Source organism: Streptomyces zaehneri (assembly GCF_032248645.1).
GTDB classification, from domain to species: Bacteria; Actinomycetota; Actinomycetes; order Streptomycetales; family Streptomycetaceae; genus Streptomyces; species Streptomyces coriariae.
Genome location: NZ_JASTTJ010000017.1, coordinates 1 through 24,988 on the forward strand (window position 1 = coordinate 1; position 24,988 = coordinate 24,988).

Sequence of the window (24,988 nt, forward strand, 5' to 3'; positions counted from 1 at the left end):
AGGCACTCGCCGGCCTGGAGCTGCCCGCCGAGTGCGGGGGCTGCGGAAGTGCGCGTACGGTGCTCTGCCCGCAGTGCCGTGCGGCGCTGAGCGGGGCCGAGCCGTTCCGGGTCCGTCCGGTGCCGGAGCCGCCAGGGCTGCCCGCCGTGCACGCGGCGGCCCGGTACGCGGACGAGGCACGGGCGGCGCTGCTGGCCCACAAGGAACGCGGCGCGCTGGCACTGGCGCGACCGCTGGGCGCGGCGTTGGCGGGGGCTGTGCGGGCGGGGATGGGGGAGGTGGGGTGGGGGGAGGGGGAGGGCCCCCAGGCCACCGGAGATCTCCTGCTCGTCCCGGTCCCCTCCACCCGGGCCGCCGTGCGGGCGCGTGGGCATGATCCGGCTCGGCGGATCGCGTTGGCGGCCGCCGGTGAGTTGCGGAGGGCGGGGGTGCCGGCGCGGGTGGCCGCGGTGTTGCGGCAGCGGCGGGCGGTGGCCGACCAGTCGGGGCTCGGCTCCCGGCAGCGGCTGGACAACCTGGTGGGCGCGCTGACGGTGGTGCCCGGGGGTGCGCGGGTGCTGGGCGGTGGGCCGGTGGTTCTCGTGGACGACGTGGTGACGACGGGGGCCTCGCTGGCGGAGGCCGCGCGGGCGGTTCGGGCGGTTCGGGTGGCTGCGGCGGCGCAGTGGGCGGGACAGGGGGAGAGTGGGCTGTGTGAGGAGGAGGAGACGAAGGGTGCGTTGTGTGGTGAAGCGGCGACGGCCGGGTACGTGGGTAGGACTCGGGAAGACAGTAGGAAGCCGTCGGAAGCGGAGGTGGCAGGCGTGTACGGGGTGTCGGTGAGACCGCTGGGCGACGCGGGCGGAGCCGGTGACGTGCTCTGCGCGGCCGTGGTCGCCGCGTCGCCGGACTCTTTCGAAATAAACCGGAACTGAGTGGGAACTTGCGTCGTTGCAGGTAATGAGAGGGCCAATTCGCCTGAACGGAGGTACGCCGCGGTAGAGGGTGACGACATCCGTCCGGGCGAGATATGTTCGGTTGTGAGGGAAAGCCGCAGGCCACACCTCTCATATCTGAATGTCGTGCTGCGGTTTTCGAAATCTTCCGCAGCACCTGGGGTGTAGATCTCGCTCATGGGGGAGGAGGAGGTGGAAGTCACCGAGTCCGAGGTTCCGGTGCTCACCGGAGCCTGGTGCAAAAGGGAGACGCTCCGCACCGAAGCGGAGTGATCCGGGAACGGAGTTCTGCGTGGACATCGTCGTCAAGGGCCGCAAGACCGAGGTGCCCGAGCGGTTCCGCAAGCACGTGGCCGACAAGCTGAACCTGGAGAAGATCCAGAAGCTCGACGGCAAGGTGATCAGCCTCGACGTGGAGGTGTCCAAGGAGCCCAACCCCCGACAGGCCGACCGGTGCGACCGAGTGGAGATCACACTCCGGTCCCGCGGCCCTGTGATCCGGGCGGAGGCGGCCGCCAGCGACGCGTACGCGGCACTCGACCTGGCGGCGGAGAAGCTGGATGCCCAGCTGCGCAAGCAGCACGACAAGCGTTACACGCGCCGCGGCGCCCGCAGGATCTCCGCGGCGGAGGTTTCCGACTACGTCCCCGGTGTGGCGACGCTCAACGGCAACGGCCGTCCCGTCCCCGCCGACGAGTCGGACAGCGTGCCGACCAAGCGGATCGGTTCGCTGGAGGTGCAGGGCGACGGCCCCCTCGTGGTGCGCGAGAAGACCCACGTCGCCGCTCCGATGACTCTCGACCAGGCCCTCTACGAGATGGAACTGGTCGGACACGACTTCTATCTGTTCGTCGACTCCGAGACCAAGCAGCCCAGCGTCGTCTACCGGCGTCACGCCTACGACTACGGCGTGATCTACCTCGACACCGACCCGATGGTGGCCCAGGCGCACGCGCCCGAGGCGGGCGGCGTGTTGGGTGGCTGACGCTGCCCGGTGACAGCTGAGCGGTGTGCCCCTGGAGCGCTGTGTGCGCCCCCAGGGGCACCCGTGTGCGACCCCTTCGGGCACCGCTCTGTCACCGCGTTGTCGTCCGGGCATGGAATCATGGCCAGGGCGGCTCAACCGGTGGGCCGCTGCCTTGGGTTGGCGACGGCACAGGACCACGGCCACAGCCTTCAGGGGGAGGAACGATGGCGGACAGCTTCGGACCGATGCGGGACGACGATGCCGACGACGGCGTCGTCGGCATGGGCCCGGACGGCGGCACCTCGCGCAAGGAGCCGATCAGAGTCCTTGTCGTGGACGACCACGCCCTGTTCCGCCGCGGACTGGAGATCGTGCTCGCGGCCGAGGAGGACATCCAGGTCGTCGGCGAGGCGGGTGACGGCGCCGAGGCCGTGGACAAGGCGGCCGACCTGCTGCCGGACATCGTGCTGATGGACGTACGGATGCCCAAGCGCGGCGGCATCGAGGCCTGCACCTCCATCAAGGAGGTGGCTCCCAGCGCGAAGATCATCATGCTGACGATCAGCGACGAGGAGGCCGACCTCTACGAGGCGATCAAGGCGGGCGCGACCGGCTATCTCCTCAAGGAGATCTCCACGGACGAGGTCGCCACCGCGATCCGCGCGGTCGCCGACGGGCAGTCGCAGATCAGCCCCTCCATGGCGTCGAAGCTGCTCACCGAGTTCAAGTCGATGATCCAGCGGACCGACGAGCGTCGCCTCGTCCCCGCGCCTCGGCTGACGGACCGGGAGCTGGAGGTGCTCAAGCTGGTCGCCACGGGAATGAACAACCGTGACATCGCCAAGGAGTTGTTCATCTCCGAGAACACCGTGAAGAACCACGTGCGCAACATCCTGGAGAAGCTTCAGCTGCACTCCCGGATGGAGGCGGTCGTGTACGCGATGCGGGAGAAGATTCTCGAGATCCGGTGAGCCGGATCGCCGGATCATCGTCGTTGGTCCGGATCGCCTGTGGTCCGGATCGCCTGTGGTCCTTGAGCCAGGCCCGGGCCTGGCTCGGATCAGTCTCGACGCAGTCCTGACGCAGTCCTGACGCAGCCCGGCTCGGACGCGGCTCGGGCCCGGGTCAGGCCAGTGCGCGGGTGAGTTCCCTGGCGAGGGGCTCGCGCAGGTCAGGGGTGTCCACGCGCTCGACGCGTACGTCCGTGCAGTCCACCCAGGTGGCCGCCTCGAGCAGGGCCTGGGCCACCGCCGGGACCGCCTTCGGGCCGTCCAGCGTGATCTGCCTGGCGATCAGGGTGCGGCCCTCGCGCGCCGGGTCCACGCGGCCGACGAGCCGGCCGCCGGCCAGGACCGGCATCGCGAAGTAGCCGTGGATCCGCTTCGGCTTGGGGACGTAGGCCTCCAGGCGGTGGGTGAAGCCGAAGATCCGCTCGGTGCGCGCCCGCTCCCAGATCAGGGAGTCGAAGGGGGACAGGAGCGTGGTGCGGTGGCGGCCGCGCGGGGGCGTTTCCAGAGCCGCCGGGTCGGCCCAGGCGGGCTTGCCCCAGCCTTCGACCGTGACCGGTACCAGGCCCGAGTCGGCGATCACGGTGTCGACCTGCTCGCCCCTGAGACGGTGGTAGTCGGCGATGTCCGCGCGCGTGCCCACGCCGAGCGACTGGCCGGCCAGGCGGACGAGGCGACGCAGGCACTCGGTGTCGTCCAGCTCGTCGTGCAGCAGGCCGGCGGGGACGGCGCGTTCGGCGAGGTCGTACACGCGCTTCCAGCCGCGGCGCTCGACGCAGACCACCTCGCCGTACATCAGCGCGCGTTCCACCGCGACCTTGGTGCCGGACCAGTCCCACCACTCGCTCGTCTTCTTCGCCCCGCCCAACTCGGTCGCGGTGAGGGGGCCTTCGGTGCGGAGCTGCTTGACGACCTGGTCGTACGTGCCGTCCGGGAGAGCGTGGTTCCAGTGCGGGCGGGCCCGGTAGGCGCGGCGGCGGAAGGCGAAGTGGGGCCATTCCTCGATGGGGAGGATGCAGGCGGCGTGGGACCAGTACTCGAAGGCGTGCGGTCGTGCCGTGGGCGTGCCCGCGGACTCGGGCTTCCAGTACGCGTCCTCGATCGTCTTGCGGCCTACCGATCCCAGGCGGGCGTAGGGGATCAGCTCGTGGGAGCGGGCCAGGACCGAGATGGTGTCGAGCTGGACCGCGCCGAGATGACGGAGGACGCCGCGGACTCCGGCCTTGCGGTCGGGTGTGCCGAGGAAGCCTTGCGCGCGTAGGGCGATGCGGCGGGCTTCGTCTGCCGAGAGGGCGGTGTCGGGGCGCGGGGTCGTCATGGCTCGCACGATAGGGGGTGGGACTGACAGTGCCGGGTGAGCTGGGGGTTTGAGGGGGCGGGGTTGGGGTGAGGGCGGCTTCGCCGCGTCCTTCGCCCCCCGCCGCCCCTGCTCCCGCCCCTGCCCTTCCCGTCCCTGGGCCCTTCCCGTTCCCGTTCCCGGGCCCTTCCCCTTCCCCTTCCCGTTCCTGGGCCCTTCCCGTTCCCGGGGGCTGCTGCCCCCCGGACTCCCGCTTTCGGCCTGGACGGCCTCGTCCTCAAGCGCCGGACAGGCTGGCTGTACCGCCGGACGCCCCGGACGCCCCGGACGCCCCGGACGGGCTGGGCGGGCTGGGCGGGCTGGACGGTGCCGGGACGTACGGTGCCGTCGAGGGCAGTCCCAGGTCCGACGGGAGCAGGGAGGCCAGCCAGCAGTCGCGGCGTACGCCCTTGTTGGCGATGGCCGAGCGGAGGGTGCCTTCCAGGGTGAAGCCGGCTTTCTCGGCGACCGTGCGAGAGGCGGTGTTGCCGATTTCGGCCCGCCATTCGAGGCGGTCGACGGGCAGGGTGGTGAAGGCCCAGCGGGCCGCGGTGAGGGTGGCCTCGGTGGTGTAGCCGTGGCCGCGGTGTTCCTCGGCCGCCCAGAAGCCGACCTCGGCCGTGCCGGGGGAGCGCATGGTGAGGCTGAGGACGCCGGTGAGGGCTCCGTCGGGGAGGAAGACGCCGAAGGTGAACATGGAGCCGCTCGCCCAGCCCTCCGGGGCGAGCAGTTCGGTGAAGCTGCGGGCGTGCTCGGGGAGGTAGGGGGAGGGGATCGTGGTCCAGCGCTGGATGTCGGGGTCCTGGGCGGCGGTGTACACGGCGTCGGCGTCCTGCGGGCCGAGGGGGCGCAGGACGAGTCGGGGGGTGGTGAGGGTGACGGGCTCGGGCTCCATCGGCCGATTCTGCGCGGGGTGTCCCGGCGGGCGCCATCTTTTTGCCGTGTGTGAGCGCGTGATCACAATTCGCGCAATTCGTCCGGCGGACGCGGCACCATCGGCGGGGCCCGGCCGTTGTCCCCTTTGAAGAAGATTTTGGAGCAGGTGCGCAGCAGTGTGTGGTCCTCGTCGCGGCAGGCCTCCCAGGGTGGCGGGGTCCTCGCATACGATGGCCGTTGCTCAGCAAGTCCACTGGAAACCGACCGTCCCAGGCCCGACCGGCAAGGAGACCAACCCCCGTGTCCGTCCTCTCGAAGATCATGCGTGCAGGCGAAGGCAAGATCCTGCGCAAGCTGCACCGCATCGCGGACCAGGTCAACTCCATCGAAGAGGACTTCGTCGACCTCTCCGACGCCGAGCTGCGGGCCCTCACCGATGAGTACAAGCAGCGGTACGCCGACGGTGAGAGCTTGGACGACCTGCTGCCCGAGGCGTTCGCCACTGTGCGCGAGGCCGCCAAGCGTGTCCTCGGTCAGCGTCACTACGACGTGCAGATCATGGGTGGTGCCGCCCTGCACCTCGGCTATGTGGCCGAGATGAAGACCGGTGAGGGCAAGACGCTCGTCGGCACGCTGCCCGCGTATCTGAACGCGCTGTCCGGCAAGGGCGTCCACCTGATCACGGTCAACGACTATCTGGCCGAGCGCGACTCCGAGATGATGGGTCGTGTCCACAAGTTCCTGGGCCTGGAAGTCGGCTGCATCCTCGCCAACATGACGCCGGCGCAGCGCCGTGAGATGTACGCGTGCGACATCACGTACGGCACGAACAACGAGTTCGGCTTCGACTACCTGCGTGACAACATGGCGTGGGCGCAGGACGAGCTGGTCCAGCGCGGCCACAACTTCGCCATTGTCGACGAGGTCGACTCCATCCTGGTCGACGAGGCGCGTACGCCGCTGATCATCTCCGGTCCGGCGGACCAGGCCACCAAGTGGTACGGCGACTTCGCCAAGCTGGTGACGCGCCTGAAGAAGGGCGAGGCCGGCAACCCGCTCAAGGGCCTCGAGGAGACCGGCGACTACGAGGTCGACGAGAAGAAGCGCACGGTCGCCATCCACGAGACCGGTGTCAGCAAGGTCGAGGACTGGCTGGGCATCGACAACCTCTACGAGTCGGTGAACACCCCTCTGGTGGGCTACCTGAACAACGCCATCAAGGCGAAGGAGCTCTTCAAGAAGGACAAGGACTACGTCGTCATGGACGGCGAAGTCATGATCGTCGACGAGCACACGGGTCGTATCCTCGCGGGCCGCCGGTACAACGAGGGCATGCACCAGGCGATCGAGGCGAAGGAAGGGGTGGACATCAAGGACGAGAACCAGACGCTCGCCACGATCACCCTTCAGAACTTCTTCCGCCTCTACAAGCGCCACGACCACAACGAGAAGGAACAGCCCGGCCTCTGCGGCATGACCGGTACGGCGATGACCGAGGCCGCCGAGTTCCACCAGATCTACAAGCTCGGCGTGGTCCCGATCCCGACGAACCGGCCGATGGTCCGCAAGGACCAGTCCGACCTGATCTACCGCACCGAGGTCGCGAAGTTCGAGGCGGTAGTCGACGACATCGCCGAGAAGCACGAGAAGGGCCAGCCGATCCTCGTCGGTACGACGTCGGTCGAGAAGTCCGAGTACCTGTCGCAGCAGCTCTCCAAGCGGGGTGTCCAGCACGAGGTGCTGAACGCCAAGCACCACGAGCGTGAGGCGTCGATCGTCGCCCAGGCCGGTCGCAAGGGTGCCGTGACGGTCGCCACGAACATGGCCGGCCGTGGTACCGACATCAAGCTCGGCGGCAACCCCGACGACCTCGCGGAGGCGGAGCTGCGCCAGCGTGGCCTCGACCCCGAGGAGCACATCGAGGAGTGGGCCGCCGCGCTGCCCGCCGCCCTGGAGAAGGCCGAGCAGGCGGTCAAGGCCGAGTTCAACGAGGTCAAGGAGCTGGGCGGCCTCTACGTGCTGGGTACCGAGCGGCACGAGTCGCGTCGTATCGACAACCAGCTGCGCGGTCGTTCCGGCCGTCAGGGCGACCCGGGCGAGTCCCGTTTCTACCTGTCGCTGGGTGACGACCTGATGCGGCTGTTCAAGGCGCAGATGGTCGAGCGCGTGATGTCGATGGCGAACGTGCCGGACGACGTGCCGATCGAGAACAAGATGGTCACGCGCGCGATCGCGTCCGCGCAGTCGCAGGTGGAGCAGCAGAACTTCGAGACGCGTAAGAACGTCCTGAAGTACGACGAGGTGCTCAACCGTCAGCGTGAGGTCATCTACGGTGAGCGGCGCCGCGTTCTGGAGGGCGAGGACCTGCAGGAGCAGATCCACCACTTCATGGACGACACGATCGACGCGTACGTCGGCGCGGAGACCGCCGAGGGTTTCCCGGAGGACTGGGACCTGGACCGGCTGTGGGGCGCCTTCAAGCAGCTCTACCCGGTGAAGGTCACCGTCGAGGAGCTGGAGGAGGCGGCGGGTGACCGGGCCGGTCTGACCGCCGAGTTCATCTCCGAGTCCATCAAGGACGACATCCGCGAGCAGTACGAGTCGCGGGAGTCGCAGCTCGGTTCCGAGATCATGCGTGAGCTGGAGCGGCGGGTCGTGCTGTCGGTCCTGGACCGCAAGTGGCGCGAGCACCTCTACGAGATGGACTACCTCCAGGAGGGCATCGGTCTGCGCGCGATGGCGCAGAAGGACCCGCTGGTCGAGTACCAGCGCGAGGGCTTCGACATGTTCTCCGCGATGATGGACGGCATCAAGGAGGAGTCCGTCGGCTACCTGTTCAACCTGGAGGTCCAGGTCGAGCAGCAGGTCGAGGAGGTCCCGGTGGCGGACGCCGCGCCGGTGGACATGGAGAAGCAGGACGTGGTGCCGGCGCAGGCGGGTTCGCGTCCGGAGATCCGGGCGAAGGGCCTGGACGCTCCGCAGCGTCGTCAGCTGCACTTCTCGGCCCCGACGGTGGACGGCGAGGGCGGCACGATCGAGGGCGACTTCGACAGTGACGAGGACGAGCCGGTGCGCTCGGAGGCCGATGGCCTGACGCGCGCGGAGCGTCGCAAGCAGGCGAAGGCCGGGCGACGCCGGAAGAAGTAGGGCGGGCGCGGCCGCCCGCGGCGCGGCGTCTGCCGGGCCGTGATGCGTGACGGTGTGGCGTGCCGTGTGCCGTGTGCCGTGTGACGTGACGGAGCCGTGGGCTTCGTAGCGGCTTGAGGGCCGGGTCACCTTCGGGTGAGCCCGGCCCTTTGCTGTCCGGCGGTTCCGGGACGGCTCAGTCGTCCTGGGAGTGTGGCCTGCGGGTGCCGTCGAGTTCCACGGCGGTGCAGCGCCAGCGGTGGTCGGTGCCGAGCTCCAGGCGGAAGGCCATGGCCCGTAGGCGGTCGCCGGCGCTGATGCGGGCGAAGGCCTCGATGGCGCCGGTGCGGGGGACGTAGTAGCCGATGTCCCGGACGACGGGGCGGGCGCCGCGGGTGGTGCGCAGGGGGCCGTGTTCGGCGAGGTGGGCCAGGTCGTCGTAGGCGTGGCCGAGGGTGTGCCGGAGCATGAAGTGCACGGGGCGCCGGCCGGTCAGGACCGCGAGGAGGCGGTCGGCGAAGAGGTCGGTGGGGCGAGGCTGGGAGACGGGGCGACGGAGGGTCTGGGGGGGGGCGGGGGCGGGGACGGTCGGGGAGCCGGTGGGAGCCTTGGTGGCGATTCCCGTTCCGGTACCTGTACTGGCACCTGCACTGACACCGGCACCGGCACCGGCACCGCCACCGCCACCGGGTCGGAGGGTCGGGTGGTGGGTGAGGGACCGGGGGGTCGCGGGGCGGCCGTCGGTGGGGCGGGTGCCGGTGGGGGACGTGGTGCCGGAGGGACCGGGTGGGCGGCCGCCGCCGGGTGCCGTGCGGGCGGCGCCGCCGCTCGGGGTGCGGGGTGGGGCGCCCGTGGGGCGGCGGGTGTCGCGTCGGCCGGGAGGGCGGGCGCCGGGGTGGTGTTGCGTCCTCGTCATGACCTTGTTCATGGGTGTCCCCGTTCGGTGGGCTCGGCTCTACCAGTCGGTAACTTGCCGTTGTGGATCTTGTACGTGGTCGCGGTGTGTGACGGCAAGGAAGCGGAGAGTCCTCGGTCAAGGGTCGGGAAGTTCACCTATCAGGGGTGGTGGGGGGTGGTGGAAGCCTGATGCTGCGGGGGCGGGCCGGGTGAGTGGCGTGGCTCGGGGTTGACGGTCGCGGGGGTGCGGGCAGGGGCTCGAAAGGGGACGGCCGCACGTATCCTGAAGGCCTTCGGGGACACGCGGAACCGTCTTTGCCCCGGGGTACCGAGTCCGAGCCTGCGACCACGAAAGAGCGGCCAGTCATGCGCGTCTACGTCCCCCTGACCCTCCCTGGTCTCGCCGAGGCGCACAAGACGGGTGAGCTGGGGTCCGGGCCGCTCGTCGCGTACGCCGTCACGCCCGCGTTGCGCGAGTGGTATGTCTCCGACGACATCGAGGAGCTGGAGTACGCGGCGCTCAGCAGGGCCGCGCTCGCCTCGCTGCGGATGCTCGCGGCGGATCCGGGTGCCCCGCGGCGCCGGGTCGTGCTCGCCGTCGACGTACCCGACCGCGCGGCCGCCGCGGATCCCGGCCGGGCGCTCGATCCGGCGGCGCTGGGCGAGGTCCGGGTGACGGGTGCCGTGCCGCTGACCAAGGCGGCCGCGGTGCACGTCGACGCCGGTGAGGCCGAGGCGGACGTGACCGCCGCGGCGGAGGCGGTAGTGGCGGCGGACGGCGGGGACGACGACGCGCAGTTCGTCGTCGACGGGGCCGAGGACCATGAGCTGCTGTGGTTCGCCAGGCAGGAGATCCCGACTCTGGTGGGGTCGGGCGACTGAGTTCGCGCGGTCGGCTGCTGGTTGCCGGTCCGTGGGCGGGTCGATGTGCGGGCGGATCGGTCTGCGGGCGGGTCGATGTGCGGGCGGATCGGTCCGTGGGCGGGTCGATGTGCGGGCGGATCGGTCCGTGGGCGGGTCGATGTGCGGGCGGGCCGGTCTGTGGGCGGGTCGATGTGCGGGCGGGTCGGTCTGTGGGCGTTGCCGACCTGTCGAGCTGCCCGGAGCCGCCGGAGTGCCTGGTCCGGTGGGGTGGGGCGCCGCTTCGGCCGGTCACTTGATTGTCGGCGGTGGCGGGTACGTTTGCAGGTATGGGGAAGCAGGAAGCGGCGCACATCGTCTGGGACTGGAACGGGACGCTGTTCCACGACAACGACGCGATCATCGGGGCGACGAACGCGGCGTTCGTCGAGCTGGGCCTGGAGCCGATCACGCTGGAGCGGTACCGGGCGCTGTACTGCGTTCCGGTGCCGAAGTTCTACGAGCGGCTGATGGGCAGGCTGCCCACCGATGCCGAGTGGGAGGTCATGGACGACGTCTTCCATCGGTACTACGCCGAGCACCGGGTGCGGTGCGGGCTCACCGAGGGCGCGGTGGAGCTGCTCGCGGGGTGGCGGTCGGCGGGGCACAGTCAGTCCCTGCTGAGCATGTACGTGCACGATGAACTCGTGCCGCTGGTCCGGGGGTTCGGGATCGAGCCGCACTTCGTACGGGTCGACGGGCGGACCGGGCCCTCAGGCGGCAGCAAGGCCGAGCACATGGTGCGGCACCTCGAGGCGCTGACCGGCGTGCAGGCGGCGCGCACGGTGGTGATCGGGGATGCCGCCGATGACGCGGTGGCCGCGTTGCATGTGGGCGCGCGGGCCGTCCTGTACACCGGCGGGTCGCACAGCCGGGCCAGCCTGGAGGTGGTGGGGGTGCCCGTGGTGGACACGCTGGGGGAGGCGGTCGAGGTCGCGGGGCGGTTGGCTGCGGCTGCGTAGGGGTTTGCGGGTCGGTGCCTCGAGCGTCGGATCGGGTGCGGCGTCCTGCGGCGTCCTGGGGGACGCCGCACCCGGGAGGGTCAGGTCAGGTCACGTCAGGTCACTGGCGCCTTGGTGCGGAGCACCTTCAGGAACTCGCGCATCCAGGCCGAGTGGTCCGGCCAGGCGCGGGCGGAGACCAGGGTGCCGTCGACCACGGCCTCGGCGTCCTGGAAGGTGGCGCCTGCCGACTGCATGTCGAGCTCCAGGGCCGGGTACGCCGTGACGCGTCGGCCGCGGAGGGCGTCGGCGGCCGCGGTGAGCAGGGGGCCGTGGCAGATCTGGGCGACGGGTTTGTCGGCGTCGAAGAACGACTTGAGGATCTTGCGGAGTTCGGGGTCGTTGCGGAGGTACTCGGGGGCCCGGCCGCCGGGGATGACGACGGCGGCGTACTGGCCGGGGTCGACCTCGGAGAAGGCGAGGTCGGCGGGCCAGGTGTAGCCGGGCTTCTCGGTGTAGGTGTCGAAACCGGGTTCGAAGTCGTGGACGACGAACTGGAGCTTCTTGCGGGCGGGGGCGGCGATGTGCACCTCGTAGCCTTCCTCGCGGAGGCGCTGGTAGGGGTAGAGGACTTCCAGGGATTCCGCTGCGTCGCCGGTGACGATGAGGATCTTCGAGGACATGGTGGGCGGCTCCTCTCGGGCGGGCGTTGCTCTGGGCAACGTGTCTCTTGGGGGTGGGCTTGCCAAGAGGGGGCGCTTTCAGCGTCCCGCGGGGTGAGGCCGGCGTCGACTTTTCTCGCCCCCGCCGCCCCTGCCCTTCCCATCCCAGGGGCTCCGCCCCTTCCACCCGGCCTCGGGTCCCCGGCCTCGGGTCCCCCGTGCGCCCGGGCCAGCGCGCGGGTCGCTCGGGTCTCCCACCTGGGGTCCCCCACCCCGGGTCCCCGACCCGTCTCCCACCTCGGGTCCCCCACCTCGGGTCCCCGACCCGTCTCCCACCTCGGGTCCCCCACCTCCGGTCCCCGACCCGTCTCCCGCCCCCGGTCCCCGACCCGTCTCCCGCCCCCGGTCCCCGACCCGGCTCCGCCCCGGGTCCCCGACCCGTCTCCCGCCCTGGGCTCCGCCCTCGCCCCCTTCCCACGTCACCCCCCGTTCTGCCTCTGTGCAGAACGGCAAAGTTCTGGGCTGGGTTTTGTACACATACGGCTCATGACGGGAGGCCTGGGAGGGGCGATAGCCTTGGTGGCGTGATCAGCGCGATAGCTTGCGGAGGCAGTGTTGCCTCCGCCCTGCGCCCGGTGTGTGCGGACCATCTCCGCAGCCGGGTGGCGGACGCTGGTCGGGCGCGGGCGGGACGGGGCCGAAGGGGCCCCCAGGACGCCGTGTACCCCCCGGATGCACCTGGCGCGGAGAGCAGCGTCACACCCGGGAGTGGTGTCGAGAATGGCTGATAACCCCCCGCTCATCTCACCTTGCGGCATAGCGTCGGAGCAGACCGGAGAACCCGGGCCGTGGCGTCGAGCCGCAGGGGAAGAGACCGTACTTCACGTACTTCCTTCTACGTCACGCAACGGCGCGCGACAGGAGCCAGAGGACAATGCAGACCAAGCTGGACGAAGCCAAGGCCGAGCTGCTCGAGAGGGCGGCGCGGGTCGCTGAGAACAGCCCGGTCGGGGGGCATCTACCGACTGGGACGACGGGCGAGGGCGGCGGTACTCCGGGGACCCCGGACCACGTCTCCCTCCTCGCGTTCCTCCAGCGCTACTACCTGCACACCGCCCCGGAGGACCTGAACGGCCGTGACCCGGTCGACGTCTTCGGAGCCGCGCTCTCGCACTACCGGCTGGCCGAGAACCGGCCGCAGGGGACGGCCAACGTACGGGTCCACACGCCGACCGTCGAGGAGAACGGGTGGACGTGCAGCCACTCGGTCGTCGAGGTCGTGACCGACGACATGCCGTTCCTCGTCGACTCCGTCACCAACGAGCTGACCCGGCAGGGGCGGGGGATCCACCTCGTCATCCACCCGCAGGTCGTCGTGCGGCGCGATGTGGCCGGCAAGCTCATCGAGGTGCTCAGCGCCCCGCCCGCCGCGGGCGAGCTGCCGCACGACGGGCATGTCGAGTCGTGGATCCACGTCGAGATCGACCGTGAGACCGACCGGGCCGACCTGAAGCAGATCACCGCCGACCTGGTGCGCGTCCTGTCCGACGTGCGGGAGGCCGTCGAGGACTGGGAGAAGATGCGGGACACCGCGCTGCGGGTCGCCGATCAGCTCCGGGAGGAGCCCGTCCCCGGTGATCTGGCGCGGCCCGAGGTCGAGGAGGCCCGTGAGCTGCTGCGCTGGCTGGCCGCCGACCACTTCACGTTCCTCGGCTACCGGGAGTACCAGCTGCGCGGGGACGACTCCCTCACCGCCGTTCCCGGGACCGGGCTCGGCATTCTGCGCTCCGACCCGCATCACGCCGACGCCGACAGCCACCCCGTCAGCCCCTCCTTCGAGCGGCTGCCCGCCGACGCCCGCGCCAAGGCGCGTGAGCACAAGCTGCTGGTGCTGACCAAGGCGAACAGCCGGGCCACCGTGCACCGGCCCTCCTACCTCGACTACGTCGGTGTGAAGAAGTTCGACGAGGACGGGAACGTCGTCGGGGAGCGGCGTTTCCTCGGGCTGTTCTCCTCCGCCGCCTACACCGAGTCGGTGGTGCGGGTGCCGGTCGTGCGGCGCAAGGTCGAGGCCGTGCTGAAGGGCGCCGGGTTCTCGCCCAACAGCCATGACGGGCGCGACCTGCTCCAGATCATGGAGACCTACCCGCGCGACGAGCTCTTCCAGACGCCGGTGGACGAACTCCGGTCCATCGTCACGTCCGTGCTCTACCTCCAGGAGCGGCGCAGGCTGCGGCTGTACCTGCGGCAGGACGAGTACGGGCGCTACTACTCGGCGATCGTCTACCTGCCCCGCGACCGGTACACGACGGGCGTGCGGCTGCGGATCATCGACATCCTCAAGGAGGAGCTGGGCGGGACGAACGTCGACTTCACCGCCTGGAACACCGAGTCGATCCTGTCCCGGCTGCACTTCGTCGTGCGGGTCCCGCAGGGCACCGAGCTGCCGGAGCTGTCCGACGCCGACAAGGAGCGCATCGAGGCGCGGCTCGTCGAGGCGGCGCGTTCCTGGGCCGACGCGTTCCAGGAGGCGCTGAACGCCGAACTCGGCGAGGAGCGGGCCGCGGAGCTGCTGCGGCGCTACAACAACGCCTTCGCCGAGGGGTACAAGGCCGACCACAGTCCGCGTTCCGCCGTCGCCGACCTGTGCCATCTGGAGCGGCTCACCGAGGAGCGGAACTTCTCGCTCAGCCTGTACGAGCCGGTGGGCGCGGCGCCCGACGAGCGCCGCTTCAAGATCTACCGCAAGGGTGACGCGATCTCCCTGTCGGCGGTGCTGCCGGTCCTGAACCGGCTCGGTGTCGAGGTGATCGACGAGCGGCCGTACGAACTGCGCTGCGCGGACCGCAGCAACGCCTGGATCTACGACTTCGGTCTGCGTATCCCCAAGTCGCCGGCGGGTCCCGGTGGGGACTTGCTCGGTGACGACGGGCGTGAGCGGTTCCAGGAGGCGTTCTCGGCGACCTGGACCGGCAAGGCGGAGAACGACGGGTTCAACGCGCTGGTGCTGGGCGCCGGGCTGCACTGGCGGCAGGCGATGGTGCTGCGTGCGTACGCCAAGTACCTGCGTCAGGCCGGGTCCACGTTCAGCCAGGACTACATGGAGGACACCCTCCGGACCAATGTCCACACCACCCGGCTGCTCGTGTCGCTGTTCGAGGCGCGGATGTCGCCCGACCGGCAGCGTGCCGGGCACGAGATCGTCGACGCGCTGCTCGAGGAGCTGGACGCGGCCCTCGACGAGGTGGCCTCGCTCGACGAGGACCGGATCCTGCGGTCCTTCCTCACGGTCATCAAGGCGACCCTGCGGACGAACTTCTTCCAGGAGCGCGCGGGCGGCGAGCCGCACGACTACGTGTCCATGAAGTTCGACCCGCAGGCCATCCCGGACCTGCCGGCGCCCCGGCCGGCGTTCGAGATCTGGGTGTACTCGCCGCAGGTGGAGGGCGTGCACCTGCGGTTCGGGAAGGTCGCGCGCGGTGGTCTGCGCTGGTCCGACCGGCGTGAGGACTTCCGTACCGAGGTGCTCGGCCTGGTCAAGGCGCAGATGGTGAAGAACACCGTCATCGTGCCGGTCGGCGCCAAGGGCGGCTTCGTCGCCAAGCAGCTGCCCGACCCGGGCGTGGACCGTGACGCGTGGCTGGCCGAGGGCATCGCCAGCTACAAGACGTTCATCTCGGCGCTGCTCGACATCACCGACAACCTGGTCGGCGGGGAGGTCGTGCCGCCGGCCGACGTCGTGCGGCACGACGAGGACGACACCTACCTGGTGGTCGCCGCCGACAAGGGCACGGCGACGTTCTCCGACATCGCCAACCAGGTCGCGGAGTCGTACAACTTCTGGCTCGGCGACGCCTTCGCCTCCGGTGGCTCGGCCGGCTACGACCACAAGGGCATGGGCATCACCGCCCGCGGCGCCTGGGAGTCCGTGAAGCGGCACTTCCGGGAGCTGGGCGTGGACACCCAGACCGAGGACTTCACGGTCGTCGGCGTCGGGGACATGTCGGGTGACGTGTTCGGCAACGGCATGCTGCTCAGCGAGCACATCCGGCTGATCGCCGCCTTCGACCACCGGCACATCTTCATCGACCCGAAGCCGGACGCGGCGACCTCCTACGCGGAGCGCCGCCGGCTGTTCGAGCTGCCCCGCTCCAGCTGGGCCGACTACGACGGCGACCTGATCTCGGCCGGCGGCGGTGTCTTCCCGCGGACGGCGAAGGCGATCCCGGTCAACGCTCACATCCGTGAGGCGCTGGGCATCGAGGCGGCCGTCACCAAGCTGACCCCGGCCGACCTGATGAAGGCGATCCTGCGGGCGCAGGTGGACCTGCTGTGGAACGGCGGCATCGGCACGTACGTGAAGTCCGGTGCGGAGTCGAACGCCGACGTCGGCGACAAGGCCAACGACCCGATCCGGGTGGACGGCGCCGACCTGCGCGTCAGGGTCGTCGGCGAGGGCGGCAACCTGGGCCTGACCCAGCTCGGCCGGATCGAGTTCGCGCTGCACGGCGGCAAGATCAACACGGATGCCATCGACAACAGCGCGGGCGTGGACACCTCCGACCACGAGGTGAACATCAAGATCCTGCTCAACGGTCTGGTCGGCGAGGGCGACATGACCGTCAAGCAGCGCAACAAGGTGCTCGCGGAGATGACCGACGAGGTCGGCGCTCTCGTCCTGCGCAACAACTACGCGCAGAACACGGCGATCGCCAACGCCCTCGCCCAGTCCAAGGACATGCTCCACGCCCAGCAGCGCTTCATGCGCCACCTGGTCAGGGAGAAGCACCTGGACCGGGCCCTGGAGTTCCTGCCCACCGACCGGCAGATCCGTGAGCGTCTCGGCGCCGGCCAGGGCCTGACCAGCCCGGAGACGGCCGTCCTGATGGCCTACACGAAGATCACGGTGTCGGACGAGCTGCTGCACACCTCGCTGCCCGACGACCCGTACCTGCGCGGCCTGCTGCACGCGTACTTCCCGACGGCGTTGCGCGAGCGGTTCCCCGAGGGCATCGACAGCCACCCGCTGCGCCGCGAGATCACCACGACCGTCCTCGTCAACGACACGGTCAACACGGGCGGTACGACGTATCTGCACCGGCTGCGGGAGGAGACCGGCGCCTCGCTCGAGGAGATCGTGCGGGCCCAGACCGCGGCCCGGGCGATCTTCCGCTCGGCGCCGGTGTGGGATGCGGTGGAGGCACTCGACAACCAGGTCGAGGCCGATGTCCAGACCCGTATCCGGCTGCACTCGCGGCGGCTCGTCGAGCGCGGTACGCGCTGGCTGCTGAACAACCGGCCGCAGCCGCTCCAGCTCGCCGAGACCGTCGACTTCTTCGCCGAGCGCGTCGAGCAGGTGTGGTCCCAGCTGACGAAGCTGCTGCGGGGCGCGGACCTGGAGTGGTGGCAGCGGATCCACGACGAGCTGGCCGACGCCGGTGTCCCGGACGAGCTGGCCACCCGGGTGGCCGGGTTCTCCTCGGCCTTCCCGGCACTGGACATCGTCTCCGTGGCCGACCGCATGGGGCGGGACCCGCTGGACGTCGCCGAGGTCTACTACGACCTCGCCGACCGTCTGCGCATCGCCCAGCTCATGGACCGCATCATCGAGCTGCCGCGTGCCGACCGCTGGCAGTCCATGGCCCGCGCCTCCATCCGCGAGGACCTGTACGCGGCCCACGCGGCGCTGACGGCGGACGTGCTGGCCGTCGGCAACGGCACCTCGACGCCCGAGCAGCGCTTCAAGGCCTGGGACGAGAAGAACGCGGCGATCCTGGGCCGGGCGCGCACCACGCTGGAGGAGATCCAGAGCTCGGAGACGTTCGACCTGGCCAACCTGTCGGTGGCCATGCGCACGATGCGTACGCTGCTGCGGACGCACTCGTAAGCACCGGGCGTCGCCGGTCGACAGCGCCTCGTCGATGAGGAGTACGTCGTGGTCCTTGGCGGCGGCGATGGAGAAGCGCAGCCGGGAGCCCATGCCGGAGGAGTAGGTGCGCATCGGCAGGGAGATGAAGTCGCCCTTCTCGTTGATGCCGGAGAAGTCGACGATCTCCTGGTAGCGCTCCTTGATCTGCTCGCGCGTCATCCCCATGGCGAGCCCGCCCAGGTAGACGTTGCGTTCGCCGGTCAGATCGCCCATCAGGGCCGCGTTGACGCCGAGGAGGGAGGGCTGGCCGTCGGTGTAGATCTTGCCGTTCTCCACCGGCTGGAGGCCCGCGATCCCCTTGAGCAGGGTCGACTTGCCGGAGCCGTTGGTGCCGATGAGGCCGATCGCCTCGCCCTTGTACGCGACGAAGGTGACGTTCTTGACGGCGTGCACCGTGCGCATGCCGGCGGCCTTCTGGGCCTGCCGGGGGCGCATGATGCGGTTGAGGGCCGCCGTCGCGCTGCCCCGGCCGCTGCCGGTGCCGTTGATCCGGTAGACGATGTCGACGCCGTCCGCGATGACGGTGGGGGCCCGCTCGTCGACGGGCTCGGTGGGCGCGGTGGGTGCGGTGCGCGTTGCGTTCTCAGCCACGGCCGTACGTCTCCTCAGCCTTCCAGAAGTAGATGAAGCCGCCGACGCCGGCGAGCAGCGCCCAGCCGGTCGCGACCAGCCACACGTGGGGCGGCAGCTGGCTCGCGTGGAAGCTGTCGATCAGCGCGAAGCGCATCAGGTCGATGTAGACGGCGGCGGGGTTGGCCCGCAGCAGGTCGGCGACCCAGGTCGGCATGCCCTGGTGCTTCTCGAGCAGGTTGTCGATGCTCCACATCACGCCCGAGATGTACATCCAGGTGCGCAGGATGAACGGCATCAGCTGGGAGATGTCCGGGGTGTTCGCGCCGAGCCGGGCCAGGATCATCGAGACGCCGGCGTTGAAGACGAACTGGAGTGTCAGGGCCGGGATGACGAGGACCCAGGACAGCGCCGGCGGCACGCCCACGGCGAACAGGATGATCAGCAGGGCGGCCATCGAGAACAGCAGCTGCTGGAGTTGCTGGAGGCAGAACGAGATCGGCAGGGCGGCCCGGGGGAAGTGCAGGGCCCGCACCAGTCCGATGCTGCCGCCGATGGCCCGGGTGCCCGCCATGATCGAGCTCTGCGTGAACGTCCAGACGAACACGCCCGTGACCAGGAACGGGATGAAGTCCGCCACGCCCTTCTTGGTCTCCAGCAGGACACCGAAGATGAAGTAGTAGACCGCCGCGTTCAGCAGGGGGGTCATCACCTGCCAGACCTGGCCCAGCTTCGCCTGGCTGTACTGGGCGGTGAGCTTGGCGGTGGCGAACGCGGTGATGAAGTGGCGGCGCGCCCAGAGCTGGCGAATGTACTCGGGCAGGGACGGGCGGGCACCGCTGACCGTGAGGCCGTGACGGGCGGCCAGAGCCGCGAGGTCGCCGTGGGGGGCGGCCTGTGTCTGGGGCGGTGTGTGGAGGACCTGACTCACATCCGCTGCTTTCGCTCGGGGGAAGGTGCGGGCGGCGGCGTTTCCGTGGCCGCTCGACGTTTCCTTACGCTTTTCTTTACGTTTTCTTACGTCGGGACGGGACCGTATCGTCGCAACGTGAGAGTAGGCCGATTCATCGTCGCAACGCAACCGTTTCGTCGTAACGCCCTATGCTGGTCCGCATGACGACGAACGCGACGAACGCCGATGGACCCCAGGTGCGCCCGCGCCGCCGGGCCCCCGCGGGCGCGGCCGTGCTCCGCGAGGACGTGACGGAGGCCATCCGGGCCGCCGTGTTCGAGGAGCTCGCGACCGTCGGCTACGCGCGGATGTCCATCGAGGGGATCGCCCGGCGGGCCGGGGTGGGCAAGACCGCGGTGTACCGGCGCTGGCGCTCCAAGCTGCACCTGGTCCTCGACATCGTCTCGGTGATAGCCGTGCAGGGCCTGCCGGCCCCGGAGACGGGCAGCCTGGAGGGCGACCTGCGCATGCTCTACGAGGTGAGCTCCCGGGCCCTGCGGCATCCGGTGGCCTCGCAGATCATCCCCGACCTCCAGGCGGAGGCGGCCCGCAACCCGGAGATCGCCGAGGCCCTGCAGAAGGCGCTGAAGCAGGGTCAGGAGGAGGTCGCCCTGAAGATCGTGGCGGCGGCGCAGCGGCGCGGCGAGGTCCGCGCGGGGCTGGACGAGGAGCTGGCGCTCGACCTGATCTCGGGTCCGCTTTACTGGCGTTCGGTGGTGATCCGCAGCCCGAAGCTGCCCAAGGGCTACCTGGGCGCGCTGGCTCGTGCGACCACCGAGGCGATCAAGGCGCTGTAAGGGGCGCGGACGCCGTGACGGGAGCCGAGGTGGCATGAGAATCGTGATGGCCGAGGACAACGCCCTGCTCAGGGAGGGCCTGGTCCTGCTCCTGACATCGGCCGGGCACGAGGTCGTGGCCGTCGTCGGCTCCGGCCCCGAGGTCCTGCCGGCGCTCCTGCGGCACCGGCCTGACGTGGCGGTGCTCGACGTACGGATGCCGCCGGGCTTCCGTGACGAGGGGCTGCGGGCGGCGCTGGAGGCTCGCGAGAGGATTCCGGGCCTGCCGGTGCTGGTGCTCTCCCAGTACGTCGAGGAGTCCTACGCCGCCGAACTGCTGGGCGGGGGCGCGAGCGGGGTCGGCTATCTGCTGAAGGACCGCGTCGGCCGGGTGGACGAGTTCCTCGACGCCCTGGAGCGGGTCGCCTCCGGCGGTACGGCTCTCGACCCCGAGGTCGTCACGGAGCTGATGTCCCGCCGCCGCGACTCACCGCTGGACTCGCTCACCCCGCGCGAGCGCGAGGTGCTGAAGCTCATGGCCGAGGGCCGCGACAACGCCACCATCGCCGACACCCTCGTCATCACCGAACGGTCCGTCAGCAAGCACATCGGCAACGTGTTCCTGAAGCTGAGCCTCCCCCCGAGCGACAGCGGCCACCGTCGGGTGCTGGCGGTGCTGGCGTATCTGAACAACGCCTGACCCGGGTCGGCGGGGGAGCCGGCGGACCCGCTCCGCCGGCTCGGCGCGCGGCAGCCGGCCGAGGGCGGGAGCGGTGAGGGCGGGGGCGGTGAGGGGGTGCGGGGAGGGCGGGGAGAAGGCTGCGTTCCGGCACGCGCGGATCGTGAGTCCGGCGCGACTTGGCCGGACGCCCATCGGCGCCGAACTGCCTGCCGATGACGCGAACTGCCTGCCGATGACGCGAACGGTCTGTCACCGGCGCCGGTATCGCGCCCGTGGGGACCGGCCGGTCAGCCGCGCTCCGGCTCCTCCTCCAGGGCCGCCGCGTCGAGGGCCGAGGTGAGCTGGTCGAGGTGCTCGCGCAGGTCCCGGATCTCGTCCAGGTCGAACCCGGTCGCCGAAACGATCCGGCGCGGCACCAACAGCGCCCGCTCGCGCAGGGCCGTGCCCTCCTCGGTGAGCCGGATCTCCACCGAGCGCTCGTCGCGCGCACTGCGCTCCCTGCGCACCAGGCCGGCCGACTCCAGCCGCTTGAGCAGCGGGGACAGCGTGCCGGAGTCGAGGCGCAGGTGCTCGCCGAGCTTCTTGACGGGCAGTTCGCCGTGCTCCCACAGGACCAGCAGCACCAGGTACTGCGGGTAGGTCAGCCCGAGTTCCTTGAGGATCACGCGGTACACGCCGTTGAAGGCGCGCGAGGCGGCGTGCAGGGAGAAGCAGATCTGGCTGTCCAGGCGGAGCCAGTTCTCCTCGGCGTTCTCCTGCGCTGCGGGTGTGGGCGTCGCGGTCATGCCTCCAGGGTAGCTCCAGCGAGCCATTTAGTTGTGCACAACTTAATTGTGTGCTCTACTTATCTCCGTGAGGCGGTCCGGACGCGAACAGCGCGAGGGCCGGCCACCCCCCGACACGACTTCCGAGAGGGATGGTTCATCCATGGACGCGCTCTACACCGCAGTCGCCACCGCCACCCACGGCCGCGACGGTCGCGCCGTCTCCTCCGACGGCAGGATCGACCTCCAGCTGGCCCCGCCGGTGGAGCTGGGCGGCAACGGTCAGGGCACCAACCCCGAGCAGCTCTTCGCCGCCGGCTACGCGGCCTGCTTCGGCAGCGCCCTCGGTCTCGTCGGACGCCAGGCGAAGGTCGACGTCACCGACGCCGCCGTGACCGCCGAGGTCGGCATAGGCAAGCAGGGCGAGGGCTTCGGCCTCAAGGTGACGCTGCGCGTCGAGCTGCCCGAAGGCCTGGACGAGGCGACCGGCCGCAAGCTGGTCGAGACCGCCCACCAGGTCTGCCCCTACTCCAACGCCACCCGCGGCAACATCGAGGTCGACCTCGTCATCGAGTAGTCGCCGACCGCTTCCGGGCGGTTCAGCGGTTCCCGACCCGTGCCAGCACCTCCCCCGTCCGCCTGCTCCACGCCACCACCACGGCCTCCTCGGGCACCGGGTGCCAGCGCGTCAGCAGCAGCCAGCGGATGCGGTAGCGGTGGGCGATCCCCACCCGCTCGGCGCGGGTCGACCCGGGGGAGAGGTAGGTGCGGACGTCGTCGAGCCGCCGTAGCCGCTCCCGTTCGTCCAGGGCCGCGTCCGGCCAGGCCGGCGCGGCCAGGTTCGGCCCGTACCCGGCGATCGTGTGGACGGCGTAGTACCCGTCGGTGACCACCACCTCGCCGGGCCCGATGTGCCGCGCGGCCCAGTCGTACGCGGGCCAGCGCGGCGGCGGCTCGAAGCCGACCGGGTCCAGTGCGCGCGGCACGACCGCCCCCGCCTGCACCGTGAGGAAACCGAGGCAGGCCGCGCCCGCCGCGACCGCGCCCAGCACCCGCCGCCCCACCCGCCAGGGCCGGGGCGCCGCCAGTTCCACGGCCAGCGCGAACTGGAGCGGCACCAGGGTGAGCCCGAGGATCCGCCCACACGTGTAGTGGCCGCTGACGAAGCCGTACGCCACCACCAGGCACTCCAGGGCGAACATCAGCACCAGCGGGTCGCGCACCGAGCGGCGGCCCCGCGCCCACAGCGCCGGCACTCCCAGCAGCGCCAGCCAGAAGTGGCCCGGCAGATCGTCGTACAGCCGCCGGTGCATCGCGTCCACGCTGCCGTCCCCGACCAGCCCGAACACGTCGAAGTACGGCCAGAGAGCCGCCACCAGCAGCGCCACGGCCCCCGCCGCCGCCCACCGGGCGGCCACCGCGGCCCGCCACCCGCGCTGCCACCCCACGACGAAGGCCGCGCCCCCGGCCACCGCCGCGATCGCCGTGATCGGATGCACCAGCAGGATCACCCCGTACAGCGCGCCCAGGGTCACGTACCCCGAGTAGCCGCGCAGCCCGCTCGGACCCACGTAGCGCACCCGGCGCGCGTCACGCGCGCGCGTGCCCGCCAGAGCCCACGCCCAGAAGGTGAGCCCGATGGCGAAGGTGGACGGGTAGCCGAGGTTGCCGGTCATCGACATCAGGCCCAGGTAGCCGCTCCACCAGGCCCGCTCCGTGCCCCACAGCAGTGTCATCGCCGCCAGCGCGAGCACCGGCGCCCACGGCCTCGGCGTCAGCACGCGCGTGAAGCGGCCGATGCCGGTCAGCAGCACCAGCAGGTTCACCGGGCCGGCGACCCGCAACACCGCCCAGCCCGTCAGCCCGCTCACCCGGGCGAACGCGCCCTCCGCCACCGCGTACGGCGAGTAGTAGGGGCTGCCCGCGCCCGGCAGGTCGCCCATCGGGTGCCGCGGGTTCAGCAGACGGTCCTTCAGGCGTTCGACGACCGCCGCGTGCTGGCCGGCGTCGCAGCACTGCGGCACCCGCCAGTACGCCAGCGACATCAGCAGCCAGAACAGGAACCCGAGGGCCTGGTACGGGGTCGGCCGCCACCCCCGACCGCCGTGCAGCGCCGTCGCGCCGAGCGTGGGCCGCCGGGTCTGGACACCGGTGCTCAAAGGACGGCACCGGACCGGACGGCACCACATCCGGCCGCACCACATCCGGCCGCACCGGGGAGGGCCCCGCTGCATCGGTCCGGGCCGCATCGGTCCGCACCGGACCGGGCCGCGCCGGGGAGGGAGTCGAACAGGGAACCGGGCAGGGAACGCGACAGCGCGCCGCACCGGGGTCCGAGCTGGGCAAAGAGGGGCATTGGCCGTATCTTCCCGCCCGGTCAACGCCCTTGCCGAAAGTCACCTCAAGGAGTGAGCCCGATCGGAGCCTTCCTGGGCCGGGAGGGCCACCCGCCCCCGCAGCACGGGCTCCAGCAGCAGCGGCACCCCCAGCACCGGCAGCAGCCACGCCAGCACGATCAACCGGTCGCCCCAGATGCCGATGTCCGGGTGTCCGGCCTGGGTGAGGACCCCGGTGCAGGCGGCGCCGAGCACGAAGACGCCGAACGCCCGCCGCCGCCCCCGCGCCACCCCCCACGCCCCGGCCGCCAGCGCGGCCACGAACAGCGGTTCCCACAGCTGCCGCCGCAGCCACTCCACCCAGAAGTTCCCCTGCAGACGCAGGAACTCCGGCCACACCTGCGCGCGGTCCGGCCGGTCGAAGTGGTGGGTCAGCAGATCCTGGAGACTCTCCGACTCCGACGGATAGTGCAGCAGCCTCGCCAGTACCAGCGTCCCCAGCACCCCGAAACCACCCACGACGGCCACCACGACCACCCCCCGCCCCGGCGGCCGCCCGCGCCGCCGGCGCCGTACGGCGATCAGCGCGCCCGCGCCCGCCAGACACAGCCCGAGGAACAGCGCCTGCGAGTGCTTGACGGTGAACAGGGCGGCCAGCGAACCGCCGACCAGCCACGCCCCCGCCCGCACCTCGTCGTCCAGTGCCAGCGCGCACCCCCACACCGCCGCCAGCGTCAGCGCCAGCATCAGGCCCTCGGTCATGGGGCGCATGGCGGTCGTCCCGCACGGCAGCACGTAGTACAGGGCCTGCCCGGTCAGACAGGCACAGGCCGGCGCGCGCCGGGTGCGCAGGATCAGGAACACCAGCACCCCGCCCGCCGCCGTCACCGCGACACCCGCCAGCCACACACCCCAGGTCACGCCGAACAGGGTGAGGAACGGCAGCAGGAACACCGGGTAGCCGGGCCGCGCCTCGAAGATGCGCATGAACCGCTCCGGCATGAACGGCACGGTGTGCCCGCCGGTCTGCCCCGCCCGCAGCCGCGCGTCGACGGCGCGCCACTCCCGCTCGCCGCACTCGGCGGTGACCCGGCGGCCCGGGTCGGGAGCGTCGAAGCGGAGCACGTCCACGCTCTGCCGGCGGGCCGCGATCGAGGCCTCGCCCGCGCAGACGTAGGCGATGGTCACGGCCGCCGCCTCGCGCTTGCCCTCACCGCGCAGACTCAGCGCGTACGACAGGTAGTTCTTGCTGTCCGGGGTGTCCCGGCCGGTCACGTTCGCGAGCTGGAGCAGCGCGAAGACGGCGGCCAGGACCAGCACCCAGGTGCGCGG

General features: G+C 70.9%; 18 protein-coding genes and 1 pseudogene. 10 read left to right on the plus strand and 9 right to left on the minus strand.

The window, feature by feature from the left end; translation table 11 throughout:
- The 3 genes from QQM72_RS25585 to QQM72_RS25595 form a co-directional block, all read left to right on the plus strand.
- A partial coding sequence (locus QQM72_RS25585; RefSeq protein ID WP_399078588.1) for a ComF family protein occupies positions 1-914 on the plus strand: 914 nt, incomplete at its 5' end.
- A 313-nt stretch (positions 915-1,227) separates the two neighbouring features.
- Positions 1,228-1,920 carry a ribosome hibernation-promoting factor, HPF/YfiA family gene (gene hpf, locus QQM72_RS25590; RefSeq protein WP_314223205.1) on the plus strand — a complete coding sequence of 231 codons (693 nt, stop codon included), beginning with the start codon at positions 1,228-1,230 and terminating at the stop codon, positions 1,918-1,920.
- A 206-nt stretch (positions 1,921-2,126) separates the two neighbouring features.
- On the plus strand, positions 2,127-2,873 hold the full coding sequence (locus QQM72_RS25595) for a response regulator (protein WP_020133042.1): 747 nt from the start codon (positions 2,127-2,129) through the stop codon (positions 2,871-2,873).
- A 154-nt stretch (positions 2,874-3,027) separates the two neighbouring features.
- On the opposite strand, the gene QQM72_RS25600 is transcribed toward QQM72_RS25595, so the two are convergent.
- The gene (locus QQM72_RS25600; RefSeq protein ID WP_314223206.1) at positions 3,028-4,227 is read right to left on the minus strand and encodes a winged helix-turn-helix domain-containing protein; all 1,200 of its coding nucleotides are present in this window, start codon (positions 4,225-4,227) and stop codon (positions 3,028-3,030) included.
- A 256-nt stretch (positions 4,228-4,483) separates the two neighbouring features.
- Entirely contained in the window at positions 4,484-5,140 is a 657-nt protein-coding gene (locus QQM72_RS25605) for a GNAT family N-acetyltransferase (RefSeq protein ID WP_314223207.1), read from the minus strand.
- Positions 5,141-5,421: 281 nt separating this feature from the next.
- Between QQM72_RS25605 and secA the strand changes: the two genes are divergently transcribed.
- On the plus strand, positions 5,422-8,268 hold the full coding sequence (gene secA, locus QQM72_RS25610; protein ID WP_314223208.1) for a preprotein translocase subunit SecA: 2,847 nt from the start codon (positions 5,422-5,424) through the stop codon (positions 8,266-8,268).
- Between the two features lie 175 nt (positions 8,269-8,443).
- On the opposite strand, the gene QQM72_RS25615 is transcribed toward secA, so the two are convergent.
- A complete protein-coding gene (locus tag QQM72_RS25615) occupies positions 8,444-9,175 on the minus strand; it encodes an Rv3235 family protein (RefSeq protein WP_314223209.1) in 732 nt (243 codons plus the stop codon).
- Positions 9,176-9,510: 335 nt separating this feature from the next.
- Here QQM72_RS25615 and QQM72_RS25620 point away from each other — a divergent pair, with 335 nt between their 5' ends.
- Together QQM72_RS25620 and QQM72_RS25625 are read left to right on the plus strand one after the other, a co-directional pair.
- Positions 9,511-10,026 (plus strand): DUF6912 family protein, encoded by a 516-nt coding sequence (locus tag QQM72_RS25620; RefSeq protein WP_314223210.1) that lies wholly within the window; start codon positions 9,511-9,513, stop codon positions 10,024-10,026.
- Between the two features lie 308 nt (positions 10,027-10,334).
- Complete coding sequence (locus QQM72_RS25625; protein WP_267022805.1) at positions 10,335-11,006, plus strand: HAD family hydrolase; 672 nt, start codon at positions 10,335-10,337, stop codon at positions 11,004-11,006.
- A 95-nt stretch (positions 11,007-11,101) separates the two neighbouring features.
- Here QQM72_RS25625 and QQM72_RS25630 read toward each other — a convergent pair whose 3' ends face one another.
- The gene (locus QQM72_RS25630) at positions 11,102-11,668 is read right to left on the minus strand and encodes a DJ-1/PfpI family protein (RefSeq protein ID WP_314223211.1); all 567 of its coding nucleotides are present in this window, start codon (positions 11,666-11,668) and stop codon (positions 11,102-11,104) included.
- Positions 11,669-12,581: 913 nt separating this feature from the next.
- Here QQM72_RS25630 and QQM72_RS25635 point away from each other — a divergent pair.
- On the plus strand, positions 12,582-17,534 hold the full coding sequence (locus tag QQM72_RS25635) for an NAD-glutamate dehydrogenase (RefSeq protein WP_314223212.1): 4,953 nt from the start codon (positions 12,582-12,584) through the stop codon (positions 17,532-17,534).
- Here QQM72_RS25635 and QQM72_RS25640 read toward each other — a convergent pair.
- Positions 17,490-18,167 (minus strand): annotated as a pseudogene (locus QQM72_RS25640) (ABC transporter ATP-binding protein); the annotation flags it as partial. The gene QQM72_RS25635 and the pseudogene QQM72_RS25640 overlap by 45 nt on opposite strands.
- Positions 18,160-19,077, minus strand: a complete 918-nt coding sequence (locus QQM72_RS25645) for an ABC transporter permease (protein ID WP_314223213.1) — start codon at positions 19,075-19,077, stop codon at positions 18,160-18,162. The gene QQM72_RS25645 and the pseudogene QQM72_RS25640, both read right to left, overlap by 8 nt.
- Positions 19,078-19,247: 170 nt before the next feature.
- Between QQM72_RS25645 and QQM72_RS25650 the strand changes: the two genes are divergently transcribed.
- Entirely contained in the window at positions 19,248-19,895 is a 648-nt protein-coding gene (locus QQM72_RS25650; protein ID WP_314223214.1) for a TetR/AcrR family transcriptional regulator, read from the plus strand.
- Between the two features lie 34 nt (positions 19,896-19,929).
- Positions 19,930-20,574 carry a LuxR C-terminal-related transcriptional regulator gene (locus QQM72_RS25655; protein WP_054240270.1) on the plus strand — a complete coding sequence of 215 codons (645 nt, stop codon included), beginning with the start codon at positions 19,930-19,932 and terminating at the stop codon, positions 20,572-20,574.
- Between the two features lie 269 nt (positions 20,575-20,843).
- On the opposite strand, the gene QQM72_RS25660 is transcribed toward QQM72_RS25655, so the two are convergent.
- Positions 20,844-21,341, minus strand: a complete 498-nt coding sequence (locus QQM72_RS25660; protein ID WP_314223215.1) for a MarR family winged helix-turn-helix transcriptional regulator — start codon at positions 21,339-21,341, stop codon at positions 20,844-20,846.
- Positions 21,342-21,483: 142 nt separating this feature from the next.
- On the opposite strand from QQM72_RS25660, the gene QQM72_RS25665 reads away from it, so the two are divergent.
- Positions 21,484-21,897 carry an organic hydroperoxide resistance protein gene (locus tag QQM72_RS25665; protein WP_020132372.1) on the plus strand — a complete coding sequence of 138 codons (414 nt, stop codon included), beginning with the start codon at positions 21,484-21,486 and terminating at the stop codon, positions 21,895-21,897.
- A 22-nt stretch (positions 21,898-21,919) separates the two neighbouring features.
- On the opposite strand, the gene QQM72_RS25670 is transcribed toward QQM72_RS25665, so the two are convergent.
- Both QQM72_RS25670 and QQM72_RS25675 read right to left on the minus strand, forming a co-directional pair.
- On the minus strand, positions 21,920-23,479 hold the full coding sequence (locus QQM72_RS25670) for a hypothetical protein (RefSeq protein WP_314223216.1): 1,560 nt from the start codon (positions 23,477-23,479) through the stop codon (positions 21,920-21,922).
- A 237-nt stretch (positions 23,480-23,716) separates the two neighbouring features.
- Entirely contained in the window at positions 23,717-24,976 is a 1,260-nt protein-coding gene (locus QQM72_RS25675; protein ID WP_314223343.1) for a hypothetical protein, read from the minus strand.
- Between the last annotated feature and the right edge of the window lie 12 nt (positions 24,977-24,988).